Raw genomic sequence first — 17,885 nt, forward strand, 5'->3', positions numbered from 1 at the left:
TCACCTCATATCTTCATCGTTCGTCTAAGCCTGTCTTGAGGCAGGCTCGTAAGAAGCTGTACCACCCATTATACCACAAATCGCTGTCCTACAAGCGGATTCGCACCGGCTTGCCAGCCTGTCTCCAGACACCACCTAGCACTTCCATAATGCGACTCCATACGTCAGCAATAGATAAAAAATGAAAAAGCCCTGTTCCCCGCAAAAGCGGTTCACTAGGGCTATTGATGTTTCTACAATTGTTAGTCCCGGCCGACGGCCGATTCTTCTTCACCGCGGAACAGACCTTCTGCGCAATAGTCGATAATATCACTACGACGCACAATACCGATGAAGCGATTCATGTCATCCACAACGGGTACGAAGTTCTGCACCTTAGCCAGCGAGATCAGATCTTCCATGTTGGCGTCAATGCGAACCGGCTTCAGATTCACACGCATTGGAACCTCGGCAAGCCTAACCCGATTCGTCTGATCAAAGTTCAAGTTGGCGTTTTTCATGAACCAGAGCAAATCGCCTTCTGTCACCGTTGCCGCGTAGGCGCCGTGTTGGTCTAATATCGGTACTGCTGTGTAACGATGATGCTCCATCTTCTCTAGCGTTTGGCGCAGCGTAGCCTCCAGGGTCAACGTAATCACTTCTGCTTTTGGAAGGAGGAAAAAAGCAATGTTCATCTTGAAAGACACTCCCATTCTCTTGCCGAAGGCGCTATTAATCCGAGCCGACAGATGATGTGGTTACCACCTGATCCAAGCTCTTTACGTCTTCTACAGCATCCAGCGTATCCTTTTGGGCCGAGCCCCCGTTGCCGGTCAGATCCACCATTGTTTTATCCGGATTCATCCAGTCAATAATGAGCTGTTTGCTCTTCTCAACATCCTCTTCATCCGCAAAATAATACCAGGCCCCGGTGTCGCTATGTCTACCGCCCTCACCTTTGAGGGTATGCGTGTAGATCGCCCGATTATTGCCTTGAATCATCGCCTTGGCCATTTCAATCATATCGCTTGGAGGAATGTCCGTCGCGAAGTTCTCTCCCATAATGCCGACATATTCCGGTATGCGGGGCCAAGAAGACATGCCTGAAGCTTCATCCATAATAGCTTCAACAAAAGTCTGCTGACGCTCCGTGCGACTGAGGTCACCACCGGCATCCTCACGATAGCGAACAAAGTTCAGAGCATCCCTTCCCATGTATTTATCTTGTCCGGCTTTAACGACAAATTTCTCATGGCCCGGGTCATCATTGACTAGGTCCTTCTCAACGGGCAGGGAAATACCGCCCATCGCGTCGATCAGCGCCTTGAAACCGTTAAAGTTGACGGCTGCATAGTAGTCCACCTCGTTGCCGAGTAGGTTCTCCACCGTGTCTACCGCCATTTTGGCTCCGCCGAACGCATAGGCATGAGTAATTTTATCTTCCCTATCCCTTCCGACAATTTCTGTGTACGTATCGCGCGGAATCGACACCATTAAAATCGCGCCATCTGTGGGACGAACAACGGTATACATCATCGTGTCGGAACGACCTTGCTCCGCATCTCGGGCGTCTACACCAAGCAATAACACGGAGTAGGGATCGGCTTTTGTGTATTTTACCTTTTCTGTAGCTGGATTACTGTCAATTGGTTTATAAGATGGTTCGAGTTTTTTCTTCACGTCACTGGCCAGGAACATGTCGAATCCCCAAAGGGCCAAAGTAGTCCGGTTATAATACCCGGCTGCGCCGAGGATGAGCAGCACCGCCATAATAGAAGCAGTCCACGTCCAAATCCGGCGGGTACGTGATTTTTTTGGCTTCATATGATAAAGTTCCTTTCTATTTGAGCATATAAGCTTCATTTAGTTTAGCCTAAGTGTAGACGAGTATCCTTAAAGAATAGTTACAAAACTCTTAAAATGATTTAGTTCAGAAATAAAGTTGCATTGCAATAGCGGCGCGTAAGCGCATGGAAGTAAGCTGCCTGTACGGAAAAAACCGCAATTAGCAGCATATTACCGAGCATTTCTTTATCCAGCTCCTCAAGCCCATTCAGCCGACTGACATAACGGCCAGCTGCTTCGCGAACGCGCAGCTCCAGCGTCCCGTTGCCGCTGTCTTCCACCATTTCGGGACCTGAATCCAGAATTTGATCTCCGTCCGCATCCATCTCCTCAAACAGGGAAGAATAGGCCCGATAAAACTCGATCGGCCCAAGCAGCGGGCAGCAGGAGCCGTCCGCCGAAGCACGGAACAATCGCTCGAACAGCTTGCGGATCGATTCAAAATCGAGACTAGCCTTCAGATCATCCACGATGAAAAGAAGCGCCGCCTGCTCAAGAGAGTATTTTTTGCCGGCCTTGGGTGATTCAAAAAAGGGCTTGAAGTCCCTTTTGACCCAATTTTGCATCGCCGTTATCGAAAGTGAAGAATATTCGACCCGACCTCCCAATGCTGCTGCTTCCTGCAGCGATACGCCCTTGATGCCTTGCCCTTTAATTAGCTTCTCCAGTACTAACGGCCATTCCGTAGAGAGGAAAGCTGGCAGCGCTTTTCCTGAAGCAACTTGGTCATGATGCTCTTTTTTCCAGGCTTCCTGGACGATCTGAATCGGGCTTCGTGAGCCGCCGCCATTAAGCGACAGAAGCAGGTCTGCCATCTGGAACCGAGTCAGCATAAAGGATTCCACTACCGCTTCCTCCTTTCGAAATAAGGGTGGAGTTCATATGAACCTATCATAAGTCCGCCTTCTGCGCGTGTAAAGAAGGGCTTCAAGGAGAAAAAGTCCGATTGGACCCCTCTGTGAGGCTTACAATGCCTTATACCGTCCTTAACGAGCTTTCAAACAGTTGCTGTACGAGCAATAGGTTCGTTATACTGGTTCATAAGAACTTATTCTAGTTAGATAAAGGATGTCGATGATTTAGAATGGACGGTAGTAGTATAGGGTTGAATTTGGGCTTGGTTGCATTGCTGATTTGCTTCACTGCCTTCTTCGTGGCGACGGAATTCGCTATTATCCGGATTCGCCCCAGCCGTGTCAATCAGCTGGTCATAGAGGGGCGCAAAGGTGCTTTGGCCGTGCAGAAAGTGACGAGCAATCTGGATGGATACCTGTCTGCCTGTCAGCTTGGGATAACGATTACCGCGCTCGGCCTCGGCTGGCTCGGCGAGCCAACGGTAGAAGAAATCCTACATCCGCTCTTTAACCAATTTCAGCTTAACGACAATCTGGCCGGTATCCTGTCCTTTCTCATTGCCTTTCTGTTCGTGACTTATTTGCATGTTGTAGTTGGTGAGCTCGCACCTAAAACCTGGGCGATCCAAAAAGCCGAGTTTATCAGCTTTCTGGTTGCAAGGCCGATCATCTTGTTCCACCGCATTCTTTATCCGTTCATCTGGTTGCTCAACGGTTCCGCTAACGCTCTGGTCCGCCTGTTCGGCCTGCATGCCGTCAGCGAACATGAAGATTCCCACTCGGAGGAAGAAATTCAGATCATTCTGAGCGAGAGCCTTCAGAGCGGTAAGATCAACAATACCGAGTATGGCTATGTTAGCCGAATCTTTGCTTTTGATGAGATGGTCGCTCGCGAGATCATGGTTCCACGTACCGATATGGTTTGTCTTTATACGAACCATTCCCGTGAAGAGAATCTCGCCGTCATCCAAAAAGAGCAATATACGCGCTTCCCCGTTGCCTCCGAGAGCAAAGACAATATCGTGGGCATGATTAACACGAAGCAGCTTTTCCTGACGTACCATGAAGATCCAGAATTCAACTTCCGTGATCTGATTCATCCGGTTGTATCCGTACCTGAGAGCATTCCCGTCAAGCAGCTTCTCAAGCGCATGCAGCAAGAACGTGTTCACATCGCAATGCTTGTAGATGAATACGGCGGAACTTCCGGTTTAATTACGATCGAGGATATTCTTGAAGAGATCGTCGGCGAGATCCGTGACGAATTCGATGAGGACGAACGGCGCGATGTCGAGAAGCTTGAAGAGAACTGTTATCTGCTGGACGGCAAGGTTTCGCTCGATGAGCTCGGCGTTCTGACCCAGCATGACTTTGATAATGAAGATACCGACACGGTCGGTGGCTGGCTCTACACCCGCCTACAGGCACCTAAACCAGGCGTTCGCTATGAACATGATAATCTGACCTTCATCATCCGCGAAACGACCAAAAACCGTATTCGCAAAGTGGAGCTCATTATTCATACAGAAGACGAAATTTCTTCGGCTGAAGCGCAAGCTCAGGCTCAAACACAAGCTCAAGCCGGAATGAACGAAGAGTCTACAACCTAACAAATCGTTTTAACCGGTTGCCCCGAATGGGCAGCCGGTTTTTTTGTCTTTCAGGCGAACTCATCCCTGGATGATCCCCATTTCCACACAAAAAAAACAGCCCCTCCGTAAGGAAGAGCTGCTTTCTGAGACGGTTTAGTTGTCCGTCGTATAAGGCAGCAGAGCCACTTGGCGAGAGCGTTTGATCGCAATCGTCAGGGCGCGCTGGTATTTCGCACTTGTGCCCGTCACACGACGTGGCAAAATTTTGCCGCGCTCGCTGATGAACTTGCGGAGCAGGTCCGTGTCTTTATAATCAATGCTCTTGATTTTATTCACGGTGAAGTAGCAGACTTTACGGCGCTTGTTACGGCCGCCTTTGCGGAACTTGCGTTCTGGACGCTCGCCGTTGTCTTCTCTTTGTTTGAAACCCATGGTCTATCCGTCCTTTCCTTTAAAATGGCAAATCATCTTCGGAGATGTCGATAGGACGTCCGTCATCCGAGAAAGGATCTCGGCTGTTGGAAGAACCTCCGCCACCGCGATTGCCCCCGTAGGAACCTCCGCCTTGGCTTCCGCCGCCTGATTGACCGCCGCCGCTATTGTTGCCGCCATAATTACCGCCGCCACCGTTGTTGCTGCTGTTGCCTCCACTGCCTCCACTATAAGTAGAGCCCTCTTCACGCGAACCGCCTTCGCGGTTACCGGATTCCAGGAACCGAACGTTGTCGGCAATTATTTCGGTCACGTAGACACGCTTGCCTTCATTGTTTTCGTAGTTCCGTACTTGCATCCGGCCTTCGACCGCCGTCAGACGGCCTTTGCGCAGATAGTTGGCGCAGGTTTCAGCCAGCTGCCTCCAGGTGACAATTGGAATAAAGTCGGCTTCGCGCTCGCCGGACTGGCTGTTAAAGGGCCGGTCCACCGCCAGCGTGAATTGCGTTACCGCAACTCCTGCAGGGGTATAGCGAAGCTCCGGATCTTTGGTCAGTCTGCCGATCAGAATGACACGGTTCAACATCGTACCAACCTCCCAAGTCAGCTAAATCTTGGCTTACGCCGCGTCTTTGACGATCAGGAAACGGATAACATCATCCGTGATCTTGATAACGCGATCCAGCTCATTGACCACTTCGGTTGTACCCGTAAAGTGGACAAGAACGTAGATCCCGTCACGGATCTTGTTGATCTCATACGCAAGACGGCGTTTACCGAGAACGTCGGACTTGGATACTTCTCCGCCATTCGCGATGATGCCATTGAATTTTTCGACGAGAGCTTGAACTGCTTCTTGCTCCGTCTCCGGACGAATGATATACATCAGTTCGTATTTGCGCACTATGATTCACCTCCTCTTGGACTAAGCGGCCCTCTCATCCAAATGGACGTAAGAGCAAGGAGCGAGGATTAACTCGCATACCAATCTACTATAGCAGAACAGCTTGTCTGACGCAAGCTTAGCGCATTCCTGACGAGGCTGACTTCCGGCTATCCATGCGAATTATTGCCGCTGATGATTTCGATCCCTTCGGTAAAAAATAAGCATCCGGCCCCGAACGATGGAACACGCCGGATTGGCTCCATAAGAAGCTCAGAAATGTCTGGGAACATCCCTTAGACCATGAGGTTACGGTATGGAAAGCCATCTGTCGTCGGTTTTCGGGGCCGAATCCGAGCTGAAGGTGGAGATACGGTATGGGCGAGCGTACCAAGTTTGAGGCCGGCTTCAAAGCACCCAATGACGGATGGTATATGGAAGCGGGAGAAGATTCCTTCCACATGGGCATCTCCCATCCCAAAAAGATTTCATTGAAAAAGGGACAACATTTTCCAAAGAACTCAAACCATAACCGGGTCTGGGTCAAAATGCCGAAGGTTTAAAGCGGCATGTGCTAAAAGGCTGAATAAAATATTGCTGAGCAGCCATACTATCTTCGACGGCGCGACAAGATGAGGGCGTGGTTCCGTTGGCCTTAAAAAGCGCAAGGACACTGCAAAGGATTCCAGTTCACGACAACAGAGAAGCGAGGGGTTGCGCCAAAGACACTTGTGTTTAGGGCCTTCGCCGCAGCAGGTGCAAAAGTCCTCGGACATTTGGCAGCCGGGCGGTATTCCGCACGTATTCAATGAGGAAGTGCAGCTTGTTTGATCTTGCAACCCATTAAGCGCCGTCAGCAGCGCCCAGCCGAAAGGCTGGGCGCTTGTTCGTTGTTCATTCATTGTTTCGTTGTTCGTTGTTTTTGTTGGTTGTTCAATTTGTATGGCTAGTTGTTCGATGTACTCGATGTACATTGTTCGTTCGTTTTCACCTAGCATCGCATCGTTTAATGTAGAGCATACAACTCGCGTTGGTTGTATCTTCTTCAATAGAAGCCAGGCAGTGTTGCCTATTCCCGCTCATCCTCAGTATCCTTTACCTATAAGGCTTAGCGGCCTAATTCATAATGAAGGAGCTGATTGGTTTGAGTGTACAAATTAGGCAAGCGGAGCCCCGCGATGTTAAGGCTTTATCCGGACTTTTTGAGGAGCTCATGGGGTATGAATCCGATACGCAGGCAATGCAGAGGCAGCTGGAGCTTATTTCGTCCGAGCCTCATTATTATGTCGCTGTCGCGGAGTGGGAGCAGGAGCTTGTAGGTACCGCTATGGGCATCGTATGTCGTGATCTGGTTGGGAACTGTGCCCCTTTTCTTCTCGTTGAAAATGTCGTTGTGTCCGGAAAAGTCCGTGGCAAGGGCGTTGGAAAGCTGCTTATGCAAAGGCTTGAGCAGTACGGAAGCGAGCACAGATGCAGTTACGTCATACTTGCATCAAGCAATATACGAACTGACGCCCACCAATTTTATGCGAGCATTGGGTACAGGGGCGCAAAGCGTGGCTTCGTCAAAGATCTTGTTTCGCAAAGTTAGGTCTCGCAGACAGAGGCTCCTGCCGGCCCGGAGTGGCTGCCAGAGCTCTTCCCTTGCGTCTATCCCGGATAATTCACGAAAAAAAACCTCCTACATGATGTAGGAGGTTCTGATTTGCTGAAGAATGGCGGAAAGGGTGGGATTCGAACCCACGCACGCCGTGAGACGCCTAACTGATTTCGAGTCAGCCCCCTTGGGCCACTTGGGTACCTTTCCGCAGCAAGGTAGATCATAACATATCTTGGGCATTAGCGCAATAAGTTTTTAAATTGTCCTCAAGCTTCGCTTTTATCCGCCGCTTGCCGAAGCACTTTTTTCATATTTTTCTCGAATTTTGCCCGGGGAATAAGCACGCTGTGTTTGCAACCGGTGCACTTGATACGGATATCCATGCCCATGCGGATAATCTCCATCTCATTAGTCCCACAGGGATGGGGCTTCTTCATCTGAACCACATCGTTCAGCTCAAACTGCTTACGCTCCATACCCCTCACCTCTCCTTCGACCGCTACACCGCGCACTTCGGTAATAACCGTGGCTGCACGCGGGCGGTCCAGTTGTTTCCATCTTACACTGTCCTACCGCTTCTAGGCCAGTTCTTCTTGTGGCTCGTCCCGTCCTCGTAATAGTCGCTGCAGCTCCATGTTAATCTGACGCGATACTACCGCTTCCGTATTCGGCAGGCACTCCGCAACGATGCGCAGCTTGTAGTCCGCCGTTGTTAACGAGGCAACGCCCAGCAGATCGGGTACCTTCACAAGATTCGGATTTTCGAGCTTCTCCAACATCTCACGAATGATGTCCGCCGCCTCATCCGGCTTATAATGGTTAGGCAAGTCAACATCCACGACAGCCAGCGAATGGTTGAGTGAGAAATTCGTTACCTGTGCAATCAAGCCGTTAGGAATGATATGCACCTCTCCCGTCCATGTTTTCAGACGTGTCGTCCGCAGGCCGATCAGCTCCACCGTTCCTTTGAACGTCCCCGTCTGAATGACATCACCGACTGCGAACTGATCTTCCAAAACGATGAAAAAGCCGCTGATGACATCTTTCACGAGACTTTGCGCACCGAATCCGATAGCTAGGCCGAGTACGCCTGCGCCAGCCAGCAACGGACCGATATTGATGCTTAGCATAGGCAGTACGAGCATTGCAGTAATGAAATATACAACGTAGGAAGCGACATTTTTGAGCAGTCGTCCCATCGTCACGACACGCCTCGTACGTTGCTGTACCTTGGATTCCCGCTCCAGCACCTTGTCGATTGATTTGTTCACAATGAAAATAATCAATCGTCCAATCAACAGGACAAGGGCGATTTTTACACATACGATAAGAGCATTAATCCAAAATTGGCTGTCGAACCGCTCCGACATCGCAGTCCAAAACTGATTCGTTTTTGCCGCTACCTCGCCGGGAATATCAGTTAAGTTCATCGGCTCTGCGTTTTCTGGTCCCGCTGCGTTGTTGGCCGTTCCTGTCCCCGTATTATTGTTCGCTCCGGTATTTTCCGGTCCGGCGTTCGTATTGGCTGATGCCAGCAGAACGAATGGATTCATTTTATCGCTCTCCCTTCTCTTCGACTGTAACTTCCCCACCCAAGTGGGATGGGGAAATGCGTATTGCTTGTCGTACTAGAATGTTTACCTTCTTGGTAACCTTCTCGTACTTCCTGCGCATACGTGCCCGTCCAAAAGGACGGGAAATGCGTATTGCTTGATAATAAAAGAAGCCTCACCGCTATGCAAGCAGTAGGCTGTTTTACTTCCCTTGCAAATAAATTGCTACTCCAAGCTCGTTCAGCTGGCTTCTAAATCGCTTCATACCCTTCCGCAGTTTCGCGGAATATGCCACGGATTGCTACAGACTGCTCAATCAGAATCTCTCTGACCCGCTCCAGCTCCTCATCCGGAAAATCAATCGACAAGGCACAGCCCGCCGTAATCGTCTTCGGTGTTGGACGGATATCAATCTCAATATCAGCGTATTCAAGCAGCATTTCAGTCCGAAGTGCTTGTTGCGTGGAATCAAAGGCGATCAACATCAGCCAGGCTCCTTTTCATAGTGAACGGACAAGTATAAATTCCTCGCCTCTACCATATACTAGTAACAGTTCATATTAGCGGAGGGGAATCTATGAAACGTCCTGCTGCAATCCGGGAAATCCCGCTCAAAGTGCCTCATACAGATCCCGATGCTGCCCGTCAGCTGACCAGCCGCCTGCAGCTTCATCTTCATCCCGTACCAGCAGATCGCCGGATTGCCGTCGTCTGCATTGGCACGGATCGTTCTACCGGCGACGCCCTCGGGCCGATCATCGGCTCCCATCTGGACAAGCAACGCGGCTCACTGTTCGAGTTGTACGGCACACTGGATGAGCCTGTGCATGCGATGAATCTGGAAAGCACCCTGCAGGACATCAACCGCAGCATCTCCAAGCCTTTCATCATCGGTATCGATGCCTGTCTTGGCCAGTTGAGCAGCGTAGGCTGCATCCAGCTCGGTCCTGGCCCTGTGCGTCCAGGTGCCGGCGTGAACAAGGAGCTCCCGCCCGTTGGCGATATTCATATGACGGGCATCGTGAACGTCGGTGGATTCATGGAATATTTTGTACTCCAAAACACCCGGCTTAATCTGGTTATGCGTATGGCCGAGTTAATGTCAGATACACTTGTCCAGGCTATTCGCGATTGCCGCTCTTACCCGGTTCACGCTGCGACGCAAGAGTAATCGCCTGCTCCTCTTCCGCTGTAAGCGGATAGGACGAGTTTCCCATCTGCAATGGTTTGGCATACATGTAAGTCTCATCACGGCCATGCAGGCCGGTTAGAACAACACCGGTTTTTTCTTCATTAATGATTGCGATCGAGAAGCTCATATCGCTGCCCTGGTTGGAGAAAGCATTGTAGCGCAGCACGCCCACTCTGCCTTTTGTCTCCCTCAAAAGCTGTCCGAATTCCGCAAACTGCCCATCGTAATGCTCTAATCTTGCTCCCTGCTCATCAAGAGAGAGGCGCAGATCCACAATAACATCTTCCAGGCTGGTTACACCAGTCTGTCCCATTACCTGAACATATTGTCTTCTCAGTTTCGTCAGCCTGCGGCCTAGAGCAGCAATCCAGATTACGAGAAGCAACAGCGCCAATACCATCACAACAATTGCTGCGCCATAGAAAGGTGCTTCCACCCATGCCTCATACCATTCATTCATCTTTCCCGTAACGCTCCTAATCTTCTCCCTAGAGGGGATAATGGGTCCGAATCTCGCGTACAGCAAGCACAAGTGCCTCCGCTTCCTCGTCCGTTGTAGAGAAACCGATACTTGCTCTTACTGCGCCTGAATCGGCTGTCCCGGCGCTCCAATGCGCCAGCGGGGTGCAATGATAGCCTGATCTTACGGCAATACCATAATGCTGATCCAATATAAAAGAAAGCTCCGATGCCTCAACGCCTTCCATCGTGAGTGCGCATATCCCGGTCCTTGGGCGCCCTTCAACCGGCCCAAGCAGCCTGATTCCCGCCACGGTCGAAAGCCCGTCCCGTATGCGGTTTATCAGCTCAGTCTCCCGGGCGTGTATAACTGCCGGAGTTACTTCCAGTACATGCTTCACACCTGCTGCTAGCCCGGCCATGCCGGGCGTATTTGGCGTTCCGGCTTCATAACGATCCGGCCTTACGGTCGGCTGAGTCGCCGACTCCGACTGGCTTCCGGTCCCTCCATGCAGCAAGGGGACTGGGTCTAATCTCGGATGAATGTACAGCCCTCCCGTGCCTTGAGGGCCAAGTAACGCTTTATGACCAGGGAAGGCCAGTAGGTCAATCCCCATCGCCTCAACGTCAATGTCCAGGATGCCAGCAGACTGAGCCGCATCAACGAGGAAAGGAATTCCTTGTCGGCGAGTAATCTCTCCAATCTCGGCTATAGGCAGAATTGAACCCAATAGATTAGAGCTATGCGTCGCTACGACTAGCGTTGTATTGGGCTGGATCGCCTCGCGAATCCGGGTTGCCTCAAGCTCACCATGGGCATCCGTCTCTACATAGGTGACACTGATTCCAAGACTCTCTTTCAAATATTCCAGAGGTCTGCGGACGGAATTATGCTCCACGGCAGTCGCCACAACGTGATCGCCGGACTTCAGTATGCCCTTGATGGCCATATTCAGCCCAACCGTCGTATTCGCGGTCAGTGCAATGTCATTAGGATTCGATATCCGCAGCAGCTTGGCCAGGTTTTTTCTTGCTTCGAACAGCACCCGTCCTGACTGGACCGCCATGCGATGGCTCCCTCTTCCTGGGTTAGCCGCACCTCGCATAAGCGTCTCCGTAACCGCATTCACGACGGCCTCAGGTTTGGGCCAAGATGTCGCAGCATGATCGAGGTATATTAACGGCTGATCAACGGCTATGACGCCCACTCACCTTTCCTGACGAGCATAAACGTAACCTTCATTGTGCTCTGTCGAATTTCCCATTAAAAAGCAATAGCATACCTAAGTTTAATCCCTGTCGTAGCAGATTACAACCGAGGTATGCTACTTTAACGAGCTGCTTTCATCTAAAGCTTCAAAGCTTGAGTCATTCATTCCGTATACCTGGTACACAAGAAGAAGTGTTGCTGTAAGTACGGTTCCAGCTCATAGCCCTACTCTGAAAAAATTGATTCGCCACAGGTCATTTCAGACGTTTCCTTCTCGAGTTCAGGACTTTAAAAGGTCCAAAATCCGTTCCAGGTCCTGCTTGTTGTAATAGGCCAGCTCAATTTTCCCGCGCTCGCGGGATGCTTTGATTTTGACCGAGGTTTTGAATCTCTCCCTCAGGTTCTCTTCCAACTCTTCCAGATAAGGGTCGCGCTTCTGCAGCTTATTTTTAGCCGCAGTAGGCTCCAACGGTTTCTTATCCAGCGTTTGGATCGCCTGCTCAAGCTCGCGTACACTCCACTCACTTGATATAGCCTGCTTAGCCAGCTCCTTGCGCAGCTTGTCTTCTTTGAGTCCTGCCAGAGCACGCGCATGTCCCATCGATAATGTTCCACGTGAAACATTATCCTTGATCTCAGACGGCAAGCTCAACAGACGTAGGAAGTTGGCGATATGGGAACGGGATTTACCGACCTTAAGTGAAAGCTCCTCTTGCGTTAAATTGAACTTGTCCATGATGGCATGATAAGCAGCCGCCAGATCAATCGCGTTCAAATCCTCACGCTGAAGATTCTCGATGAGGGCGATTTCCATCGCCTGCTGATCCGTGAAGCTACGAATAACAGCCGGTATGCTTTTCAGCCCACAAAGCTGAGAGGCACGGAAACGACGTTCACCAGCAATGATTTCGTAACCCTTAAGCACGGATCGAACGAGAATCGGTTGAATGACGCCATGCTGCTTGATCGATTCCGCCAGTTCATGAATGGATTCATCATGGAAGGTTATCCTTGGCTGATACGGGTTCGGGCGTAGCTGCTTCAGGTCGATCTCGACCACCTTGTCACCTTCTTGGATCGAAAGAGACGGAATGAGCGCATCCAGTCCTCTACCTAGCCGCTTGCTCATATTGAATCACTTCCTTCGCCAGTTCGAGATAAACTTCGGCGCCTTTGGAACGAGGATCGTAAGTAATGATAGCCTGTCCATGAGACGGCGCCTCACTCAGACGCACATTCCTTGGGATGATCGTTTGATACACCTTTTGTTGGAAGTACTTTTTGACTTCCTCTATAACCTGGATACCCAGATTTGTACGAGCATCGAACATCGTCAACAGTACGCCTTCAATTTTTAGCGATGTATTGAGATGTTTTTGGACGAGCCGAACCGTATTGAGTAGCTGGCTTAGCCCTTCCAACGCGTAGTATTCACACTGAATAGGAATAATGACAGAATCAGCCGCCGTCAAAGAGTTAATAGTAAGAATGCCAAGCGATGGCGGGCAATCGATTAAAATATAATCGTATTCCTGCCGCAGCTGCGAGAGCGACTTTTTAAGCCTAACTTCGCGAGAGATAGTCGGGACCAGCTCGATTTCCGCTCCAGCCAATTGAATCGTAGCGGGAATGATGCTTAAATTGGGAACCGCAGTTGGCGTGACCGCATCATGAGGATCCACTTCATTGATCAAGACGTCGTAAATACTATTTTCCACATCAGCCTTATTAATGCCGACGCCGCTGGTCGTGTTGCCTTGCGGGTCAATATCAACTAGCAGCACCTTCTTCCCTAAGGAAGCGAGGCATGCCCCCAGATTAACGGATGTGGTCGTTTTACCGACCCCGCCCTTCTGGTTCGTTATGGCGATTATTTTGGACAACCTTGTCACCTCAATATTCCCAATCTCGTACAACTGTTCCTACTGCACAATCAAAGATCCGGTATTCACAACCGGGTAGCGTTTGCACAAATAAGTCTGAGGTACGGCGGCCGTAGATGCTGGTAGGCTGGAATCGCCCACACTGTCGAACAATGTATAAAACATGGCCATCTAAAGATAAAAAAAAGCGGCTGCTGCCGCTTATCCTGCGAATCAAGAAGATAGCTGTGGGCAGTTTTGTCGGCATTGTCATGATGAATTCCGCCCGCGTCGCGCATAAAACGCGTCAATCAAGATGAATTAAGTATAAAGGAAACCTTCACGGAATGAAACGGCTTGCGCGGGGATTCAACGCTTCGGAATTTTAATGATGATCTCGTAATGATCCTCATAGTCCTTCTCGTCCGTTTTGATCTGGAGCCCGGAGCCCGACACCATATCAATGGATTGACGGATCGTATTTAAGGCCAGACGAACATCTTTCGTAAAGGAGACTCGCTTCGACTTTTTGGCTTTGGACGTTTCTTTGTAAAAGGCGACTCTCGCCTCGGTCTGCTTGACATTAAGCTCCTTGGACAACACGTCTTCAAGCACCTTCTGTTGCAACTCGGTGGAATCAAGAGCAAGCAGAGACCTTGCATGACGCTCCGTAATTTTGCGCTGGGTAAGGGCCCTCTTAACCGGCTCACTCAGGCCGAGTAATCGGATCTTGTTTGCAATTGTCGATTGACTCTTACCAAGACGTTGAGCCAGGCTTTCCTGTGTCAGACTATGCAGATCAATTAACTTCTGGTAGGCTACCGCTTCTTCAATCGCGCTCAAGCCTTCGCGTTGCAGATTCTCAATCAACGCAATCGAGGCTGCTTGGGAATCATTGAATTCCCGAACTATGGCTGGAATCGTCTCCAGGCCTAGCTTCGTGACAGCACGCCAACGACGCTCACCAGCGATGATTTCATAACGGTCGCCTCTGAGACGGACGACGATCGGCTGAATGACGCCATGTGTACGAATCGTCTGGCTCAGCTCTTCAATTCTCTCGTCATCAAAGATCGTTCTCGGCTGATACGGACTTGTATCAATGCTGCCGATGGGAATTTGCTTGACCTCATCTAGAGCAGCCTTCGGGTCGGTCAGCCCGAAAAGCCGGGAAAATTGTTCTTTCATCATTCTACAACCACCCGAATTCAATGTGCCAATGTCCTTGCTGTAGGATTCCGTGTTGCGGCCGCGCTGGACTTGCTTGGCCCCCAAAGTCACGGATGCGGCACCAGCACCATACTTCTTCTTCACGCTTCCTTCTGGAAGCGGATGGTCACGGCTATTTCGTGCAGCACGGGCAGATTGGAATGCGGCTCCTGCAAAGAACGGCCGAATAAGGCTGCGCGTCAAGTCTTCCCTGCCTGTGAAGGCCGGAAGCATCGCCTCGCGAATCGAGAGCACGCATCCAAACATCACTCTTTCCAATTCGTTGAAGGTCCTTAAATATCCTGCTGGATTTCGCGTTTGCAAGAAGTTTTCACAACTTGCACCTTCTCATCTATGTTCCACGTGGAACATAGATGGAATCTCAGAGGGCAGCTAGCCCTCTTTTAAAGAGCTGATCTCATTTTTGCAAAGGCTGTTTCAGCGGCACGCCCGCCTTACGTGGATAAGCCTTGGGCGTTGAATCTGTTTTACGAATCAAAACGATCGCGCGTTCCGATTGTTCATCGGGAAGTCGCAGCGTCTCAACCTTGTCGAACTGACCGCGCAGCTCACGGATCGCATAACGGGCTTCATCGAGTTCTTCCTGTGGCTGAGCTCCCTTCATCGCGGCGAAAACGCCACCCTTTTGCACGAAAGGCAAGCATAGCTCGCTCAGCCCGGCTAGACGCGCCACAGCGCGAGCTGTGACAATCGCGTAGCGATCACGATGCTGCGGCAAACGAGCAATATCCTCAGCCCGGCCATGCACACACTCGACCCCCTCCAGTCCAAGCTCCTCGCATACATGCTTGAGGAATGTAATTCGCTTATTGAGCGAATCCACAATGGTTATTTTCAGATGAGGGAAGAAAATTTTAAGTGGTAAACTCGGAAAACCGGCTCCAGAACCTATATCGGCCAAACTTGGAGTCGACGACAGGTCGAGGTAGAAGGCAAGCGTAACGGAATCATAAAAATGCTTCTCGAACACCGCATCGCGCTCTGTAATCCCGGTCAAGTTCATCTTCTCGTTCCATTCCACGAGCAGCTCATAATAACGTTGAAACTGCTCCATTTGCCGAACTGAGAGCGGGATGCCCCGCTCTTCCAACCTAGCGCGAAAGCTATCCATAACTAAGTCCATTAAGAACTCCTCGCAGCGCGGGTGCGGCTATAATGATCCAAATGCACGAGCAGAATAGAAATATCTGCTGGTGTAACACCAGCAATTCGCGAAGCTTGACCGATATTCAGCGGACGAATCGTACCGAGCTTTTGCTTCGCTTCGGAAGCTAGCCCATGAACGAGACTATAGTTGATATCATCTGGAATTTTCTTCTTTTCCATCTTGCCAAGTCGCTCTACTTGCAGCTGTTGCTTCTCTATATAACCGGCATACTTGACCTGGATCTCAACCTGCTCTTTCATGTCCTCGCTAAGCTCGTTAGGAGCAGGTGCGAACGGCTCCACCTGTGCATAAGAGATTTCTGGACGGCGCAGCAAGGTGAGTGCATCAATCGTATTTTGCAAAGGAGTCGAATTGAATTCGCGAAGCATAGCCTCGGCTTCCTCCGGACGGATTTTGACCGTGCGAAGTCTTGCAAGCTCTCCCTCTACGAGGGATTTTTTCTCCAGGAATTTGGCATAGCGCTCTTCGCTAATCAGTCCGATTTCATAGCCGGTCGGCGTAAGCCGCAGATCCGCGTTGTCATGGCGCAACAACAGTCGGTACTCCGCCCGGGAGGTGAGCAGTCGGTAAGGCTCATTTGTACCTTTGGTAACCAGATCGTCAATCAAAACGCCGATATAACCTTGCGAGCGCTCAACGATGACCGGATCTTTGCCTTGCACTTTGCGAGCTGCATTGATGCCGGCGATGACACCTTGTCCAGCCGCTTCTTCGTAGCCTGATGTTCCATTGATTTGACCGGCGGTGAACAAGCCCGGCAGCACCTTTGTCTCCAGCGAAGGCCATAACTGCGTCGGCACGACCGCATCGTACTCAATTGCATAACCAGTGCGCATCATCTCAACCTTTTCCAGACCAGGAATAGAGCGCAGAATACCAAGCTGTACATCTTCCGGCATACTTGTCGACAAGCCCTGAACATAGTACTCCGAGGTGTTTTTACCTTCAGGCTCCAAGAAAATCTGATGTTTCGGCTTATCCGCAAAACGTACAATTTTGTCCTCAATCGACGGGCAATAACGCGGGCCTGTTCCCTCTATGACGCCAGAAAACATCGGTGCGCGATGCAGATTGTCGTTGATGATGCGATGCGTATCCTCAGATGTGTATGTTAGCCAGCATGGCAGCTGCTCATTGTTCGCATATTCGGTCTCAAACGAGAAGAACTTTGGCTTGTCGTCGCCCGGCTGGATTTCCATTTTGGAAAAATCGATGCTGTCCTTGTGGACGCGAGGAGGTGTACCGGTTTTGAAGCGCACGAGCTCAAAGCCGTTCTCCTTGAGCGACTGAGACAACCTCAGCGATGGCTGCTGGTTGTTAGGGCCACTTTCGTAAATCAGTTCACCCATGATCACCTTGCCGCGCAAATAGGTGCCGGTCGTCACGACAACCGACTTAGCCCGATACTTCGCACCAGTCTTAGTAATGACACCTACGCAGACTCCATCCTCTACGATAAGCTCCTCCGCCATGCCTTGACGAAGCGTCAATCGAGGCGTTTCCTCAATCGTTTTCTTCATCATATGCTGGTACTCAAATTTATCTGCTTGAGCACGCAGTGCATGAACAGCTGGTCCTTTGCCGGTATTCAGCATCCTCATTTGAATATAAGTTTTGTCGATATTGCGGCCCATCTCGCCGCCAAGTGCATCGATCTCGCGGACAACATGCCCTTTGGCAGGGCCGCCGATGGAAGGATTACATGGCATGAAAGCGACCATATCCAAATTAATTGTGAGCAGCAGCGTCTCACAGCCCATCCGGGCAGCAGCCAGCGCTGCCTCGCAGCCGGCATGGCCGGCGCCAATGACGAGGACATCATACTGTCCTGCAGCATAACTCATTTTTCAAACCTCCTGGTCGGAATTAGCAGGAAACCACCCCGCCTCTCCCTCTTTTATGAAAATAGGTTTTCAATTCCAGCATTCGACGGCATTTAGCGGCATCCCCTGTTGCTTGCTGCCGCTTGCCAGTTATTTATGTTTAATGATGTCGCCTGTTTATCCCCAGCTACATCCTGATTTCA

20 protein-coding genes and 1 tRNA gene are annotated in these 17,885 nt (G+C 50.5%); 4 read left to right on the top strand and 17 right to left on the bottom strand.

Translation table 11 applies throughout. The features are described 5' to 3' along the window. Positions 1–242: 242 nt before the first annotated feature. The 3 genes from CGZ75_RS16230 to CGZ75_RS16240 all read right to left on the bottom strand — a co-directional run bounded on the left by CGZ75_RS16230 (position 243) and on the right by CGZ75_RS16240 (position 2,669). Complete coding sequence (locus CGZ75_RS16230) at positions 243–674, bottom strand: CBS domain-containing protein (protein WP_089525311.1); 432 nt, start codon at positions 672–674, stop codon at positions 243–245. Positions 675–711: 37 nt separating this feature from the next. Beyond that, positions 712–1,803, bottom strand: a complete 1,092-nt coding sequence (locus tag CGZ75_RS16235) for an LCP family protein (RefSeq protein ID WP_089525312.1) — start codon at positions 1,801–1,803, stop codon at positions 712–714. Between the two features lie 101 nt (positions 1,804–1,904). Then, positions 1,905–2,669, bottom strand: a complete 765-nt coding sequence (locus CGZ75_RS16240) for a DUF1836 domain-containing protein (RefSeq protein ID WP_089525313.1) — start codon at positions 2,667–2,669, stop codon at positions 1,905–1,907. Positions 2,670–2,908: 239 nt separating this feature from the next. Between CGZ75_RS16240 and CGZ75_RS16245 the strand changes: the two genes are divergently transcribed. Next, the gene (locus tag CGZ75_RS16245; RefSeq protein ID WP_089525314.1) at positions 2,909–4,288 is read left to right on the top strand and encodes a hemolysin family protein; all 1,380 of its coding nucleotides are present in this window, start codon (positions 2,909–2,911) and stop codon (positions 4,286–4,288) included. Between the two features lie 135 nt (positions 4,289–4,423). On the opposite strand, the gene rpsR is transcribed toward CGZ75_RS16245, so the two are convergent. Genes rpsR through rpsF form a run of 3 tightly spaced genes read right to left on the bottom strand, consistent with a single transcriptional unit; the run spans position 4,424 to position 5,606 of the window. Next, positions 4,424–4,702, bottom strand: coding sequence for a 30S ribosomal protein S18 (rpsR, locus tag CGZ75_RS16250; RefSeq protein WP_089525315.1), 279 nt, complete (start codon positions 4,700–4,702; stop codon positions 4,424–4,426). Between the two features lie 19 nt (positions 4,703–4,721). Continuing rightward, entirely contained in the window at positions 4,722–5,288 is a 567-nt protein-coding gene (ssb, locus tag CGZ75_RS16255) for a single-stranded DNA-binding protein (RefSeq protein WP_089525316.1), read from the bottom strand. Positions 5,289–5,321: 33 nt separating this feature from the next. Continuing rightward, positions 5,322–5,606, bottom strand: a complete 285-nt coding sequence (rpsF, locus tag CGZ75_RS16260; protein WP_089525317.1) for a 30S ribosomal protein S6 — start codon at positions 5,604–5,606, stop codon at positions 5,322–5,324. A 356-nt stretch (positions 5,607–5,962) separates the two neighbouring features. Between rpsF and CGZ75_RS16265 the strand changes: the two genes are divergently transcribed. Beyond that, positions 5,963–6,148: a YjzC family protein gene (locus CGZ75_RS16265; RefSeq protein ID WP_089525318.1), complete on the top strand. Its 186-nt coding sequence runs from the start codon at positions 5,963–5,965 to the stop codon at positions 6,146–6,148. A 581-nt stretch (positions 6,149–6,729) separates the two neighbouring features. After that, positions 6,730–7,176: a GNAT family N-acetyltransferase gene (locus CGZ75_RS16270; protein WP_245850883.1), complete on the top strand. Its 447-nt coding sequence runs from the start codon at positions 6,730–6,732 to the stop codon at positions 7,174–7,176. Between the two features lie 125 nt (positions 7,177–7,301). On the opposite strand, the gene CGZ75_RS16275 is transcribed toward CGZ75_RS16270, so the two are convergent. The 4 genes from CGZ75_RS16275 to CGZ75_RS16290 all read right to left on the bottom strand — a co-directional run bounded on the left by CGZ75_RS16275 (position 7,302) and on the right by CGZ75_RS16290 (position 9,223). Continuing rightward, positions 7,302–7,392, bottom strand: a tRNA-Ser gene (locus CGZ75_RS16275). A 59-nt stretch (positions 7,393–7,451) separates the two neighbouring features. After that, entirely contained in the window at positions 7,452–7,661 is a 210-nt protein-coding gene (locus CGZ75_RS16280; RefSeq protein WP_089525320.1) for a DUF951 domain-containing protein, read from the bottom strand. A 102-nt stretch (positions 7,662–7,763) separates the two neighbouring features. Next, the gene (locus tag CGZ75_RS16285) at positions 7,764–8,738 is read right to left on the bottom strand and encodes a mechanosensitive ion channel family protein (RefSeq protein WP_089525321.1); all 975 of its coding nucleotides are present in this window, start codon (positions 8,736–8,738) and stop codon (positions 7,764–7,766) included. Positions 8,739–8,989: 251 nt separating this feature from the next. Beyond that, positions 8,990–9,223 (bottom strand): putative Se/S carrier protein, encoded by a 234-nt coding sequence (locus CGZ75_RS16290; protein ID WP_089525322.1) that lies wholly within the window; start codon positions 9,221–9,223, stop codon positions 8,990–8,992. 92 nt (positions 9,224–9,315) lie between these two features. Here CGZ75_RS16290 and yyaC point away from each other — a divergent pair, with 92 nt between their 5' ends. Beyond that, positions 9,316–9,909: a spore protease YyaC gene (gene yyaC, locus CGZ75_RS16295; protein ID WP_089525323.1), complete on the top strand. Its 594-nt coding sequence runs from the start codon at positions 9,316–9,318 to the stop codon at positions 9,907–9,909. On the opposite strand, the gene CGZ75_RS16300 is transcribed toward yyaC, so the two are convergent. From CGZ75_RS16300 to mnmG, 7 genes are all read right to left on the bottom strand, one after another. Next, a complete protein-coding gene (locus tag CGZ75_RS16300; RefSeq protein ID WP_089525324.1) occupies positions 9,860–10,390 on the bottom strand; it encodes a DUF4446 family protein in 531 nt (176 codons plus the stop codon). The genes yyaC and CGZ75_RS16300 overlap by 50 nt on opposite strands. Before the next feature lie 28 nt (positions 10,391–10,418). Then, on the bottom strand, positions 10,419–11,588 hold the full coding sequence (locus tag CGZ75_RS16305; RefSeq protein WP_089525922.1) for an aminotransferase class V-fold PLP-dependent enzyme: 1,170 nt from the start codon (positions 11,586–11,588) through the stop codon (positions 10,419–10,421). A 291-nt stretch (positions 11,589–11,879) separates the two neighbouring features. Beyond that, positions 11,880–12,728, bottom strand: a complete 849-nt coding sequence (locus CGZ75_RS16310) for a ParB/RepB/Spo0J family partition protein (protein ID WP_089525325.1) — start codon at positions 12,726–12,728, stop codon at positions 11,880–11,882. Beyond that, on the bottom strand, positions 12,709–13,482 hold the full coding sequence (locus tag CGZ75_RS16315) for a ParA family protein (RefSeq protein WP_089525326.1): 774 nt from the start codon (positions 13,480–13,482) through the stop codon (positions 12,709–12,711). Before CGZ75_RS16315 ends, CGZ75_RS16310 begins: the two co-directional genes overlap by 20 nt. A 348-nt stretch (positions 13,483–13,830) precedes the next feature. Continuing rightward, on the bottom strand, positions 13,831–14,649 hold the full coding sequence (gene noc, locus CGZ75_RS16325; protein ID WP_089525923.1) for a nucleoid occlusion protein: 819 nt from the start codon (positions 14,647–14,649) through the stop codon (positions 13,831–13,833). A gap of 439 nt (positions 14,650–15,088) precedes the next feature. Beyond that, entirely contained in the window at positions 15,089–15,814 is a 726-nt protein-coding gene (gene rsmG, locus CGZ75_RS16330; RefSeq protein ID WP_089525328.1) for a 16S rRNA (guanine(527)-N(7))-methyltransferase RsmG, read from the bottom strand. After that, positions 15,814–17,703 (bottom strand): tRNA uridine-5-carboxymethylaminomethyl(34) synthesis enzyme MnmG, encoded by a 1,890-nt coding sequence (mnmG, locus tag CGZ75_RS16335; protein ID WP_089525329.1) that lies wholly within the window; start codon positions 17,701–17,703, stop codon positions 15,814–15,816. Before mnmG ends, rsmG begins: the two co-directional genes overlap by 1 nt. Positions 17,704–17,885 lie beyond the last annotated feature (182 nt).

The sequence above is a fragment of the Paenibacillus herberti genome (genome assembly GCF_002233675.1).
GTDB classification, from domain to species: Bacteria; Bacillota; Bacilli; order Paenibacillales; family Paenibacillaceae; genus Paenibacillus_O; species Paenibacillus_O herberti.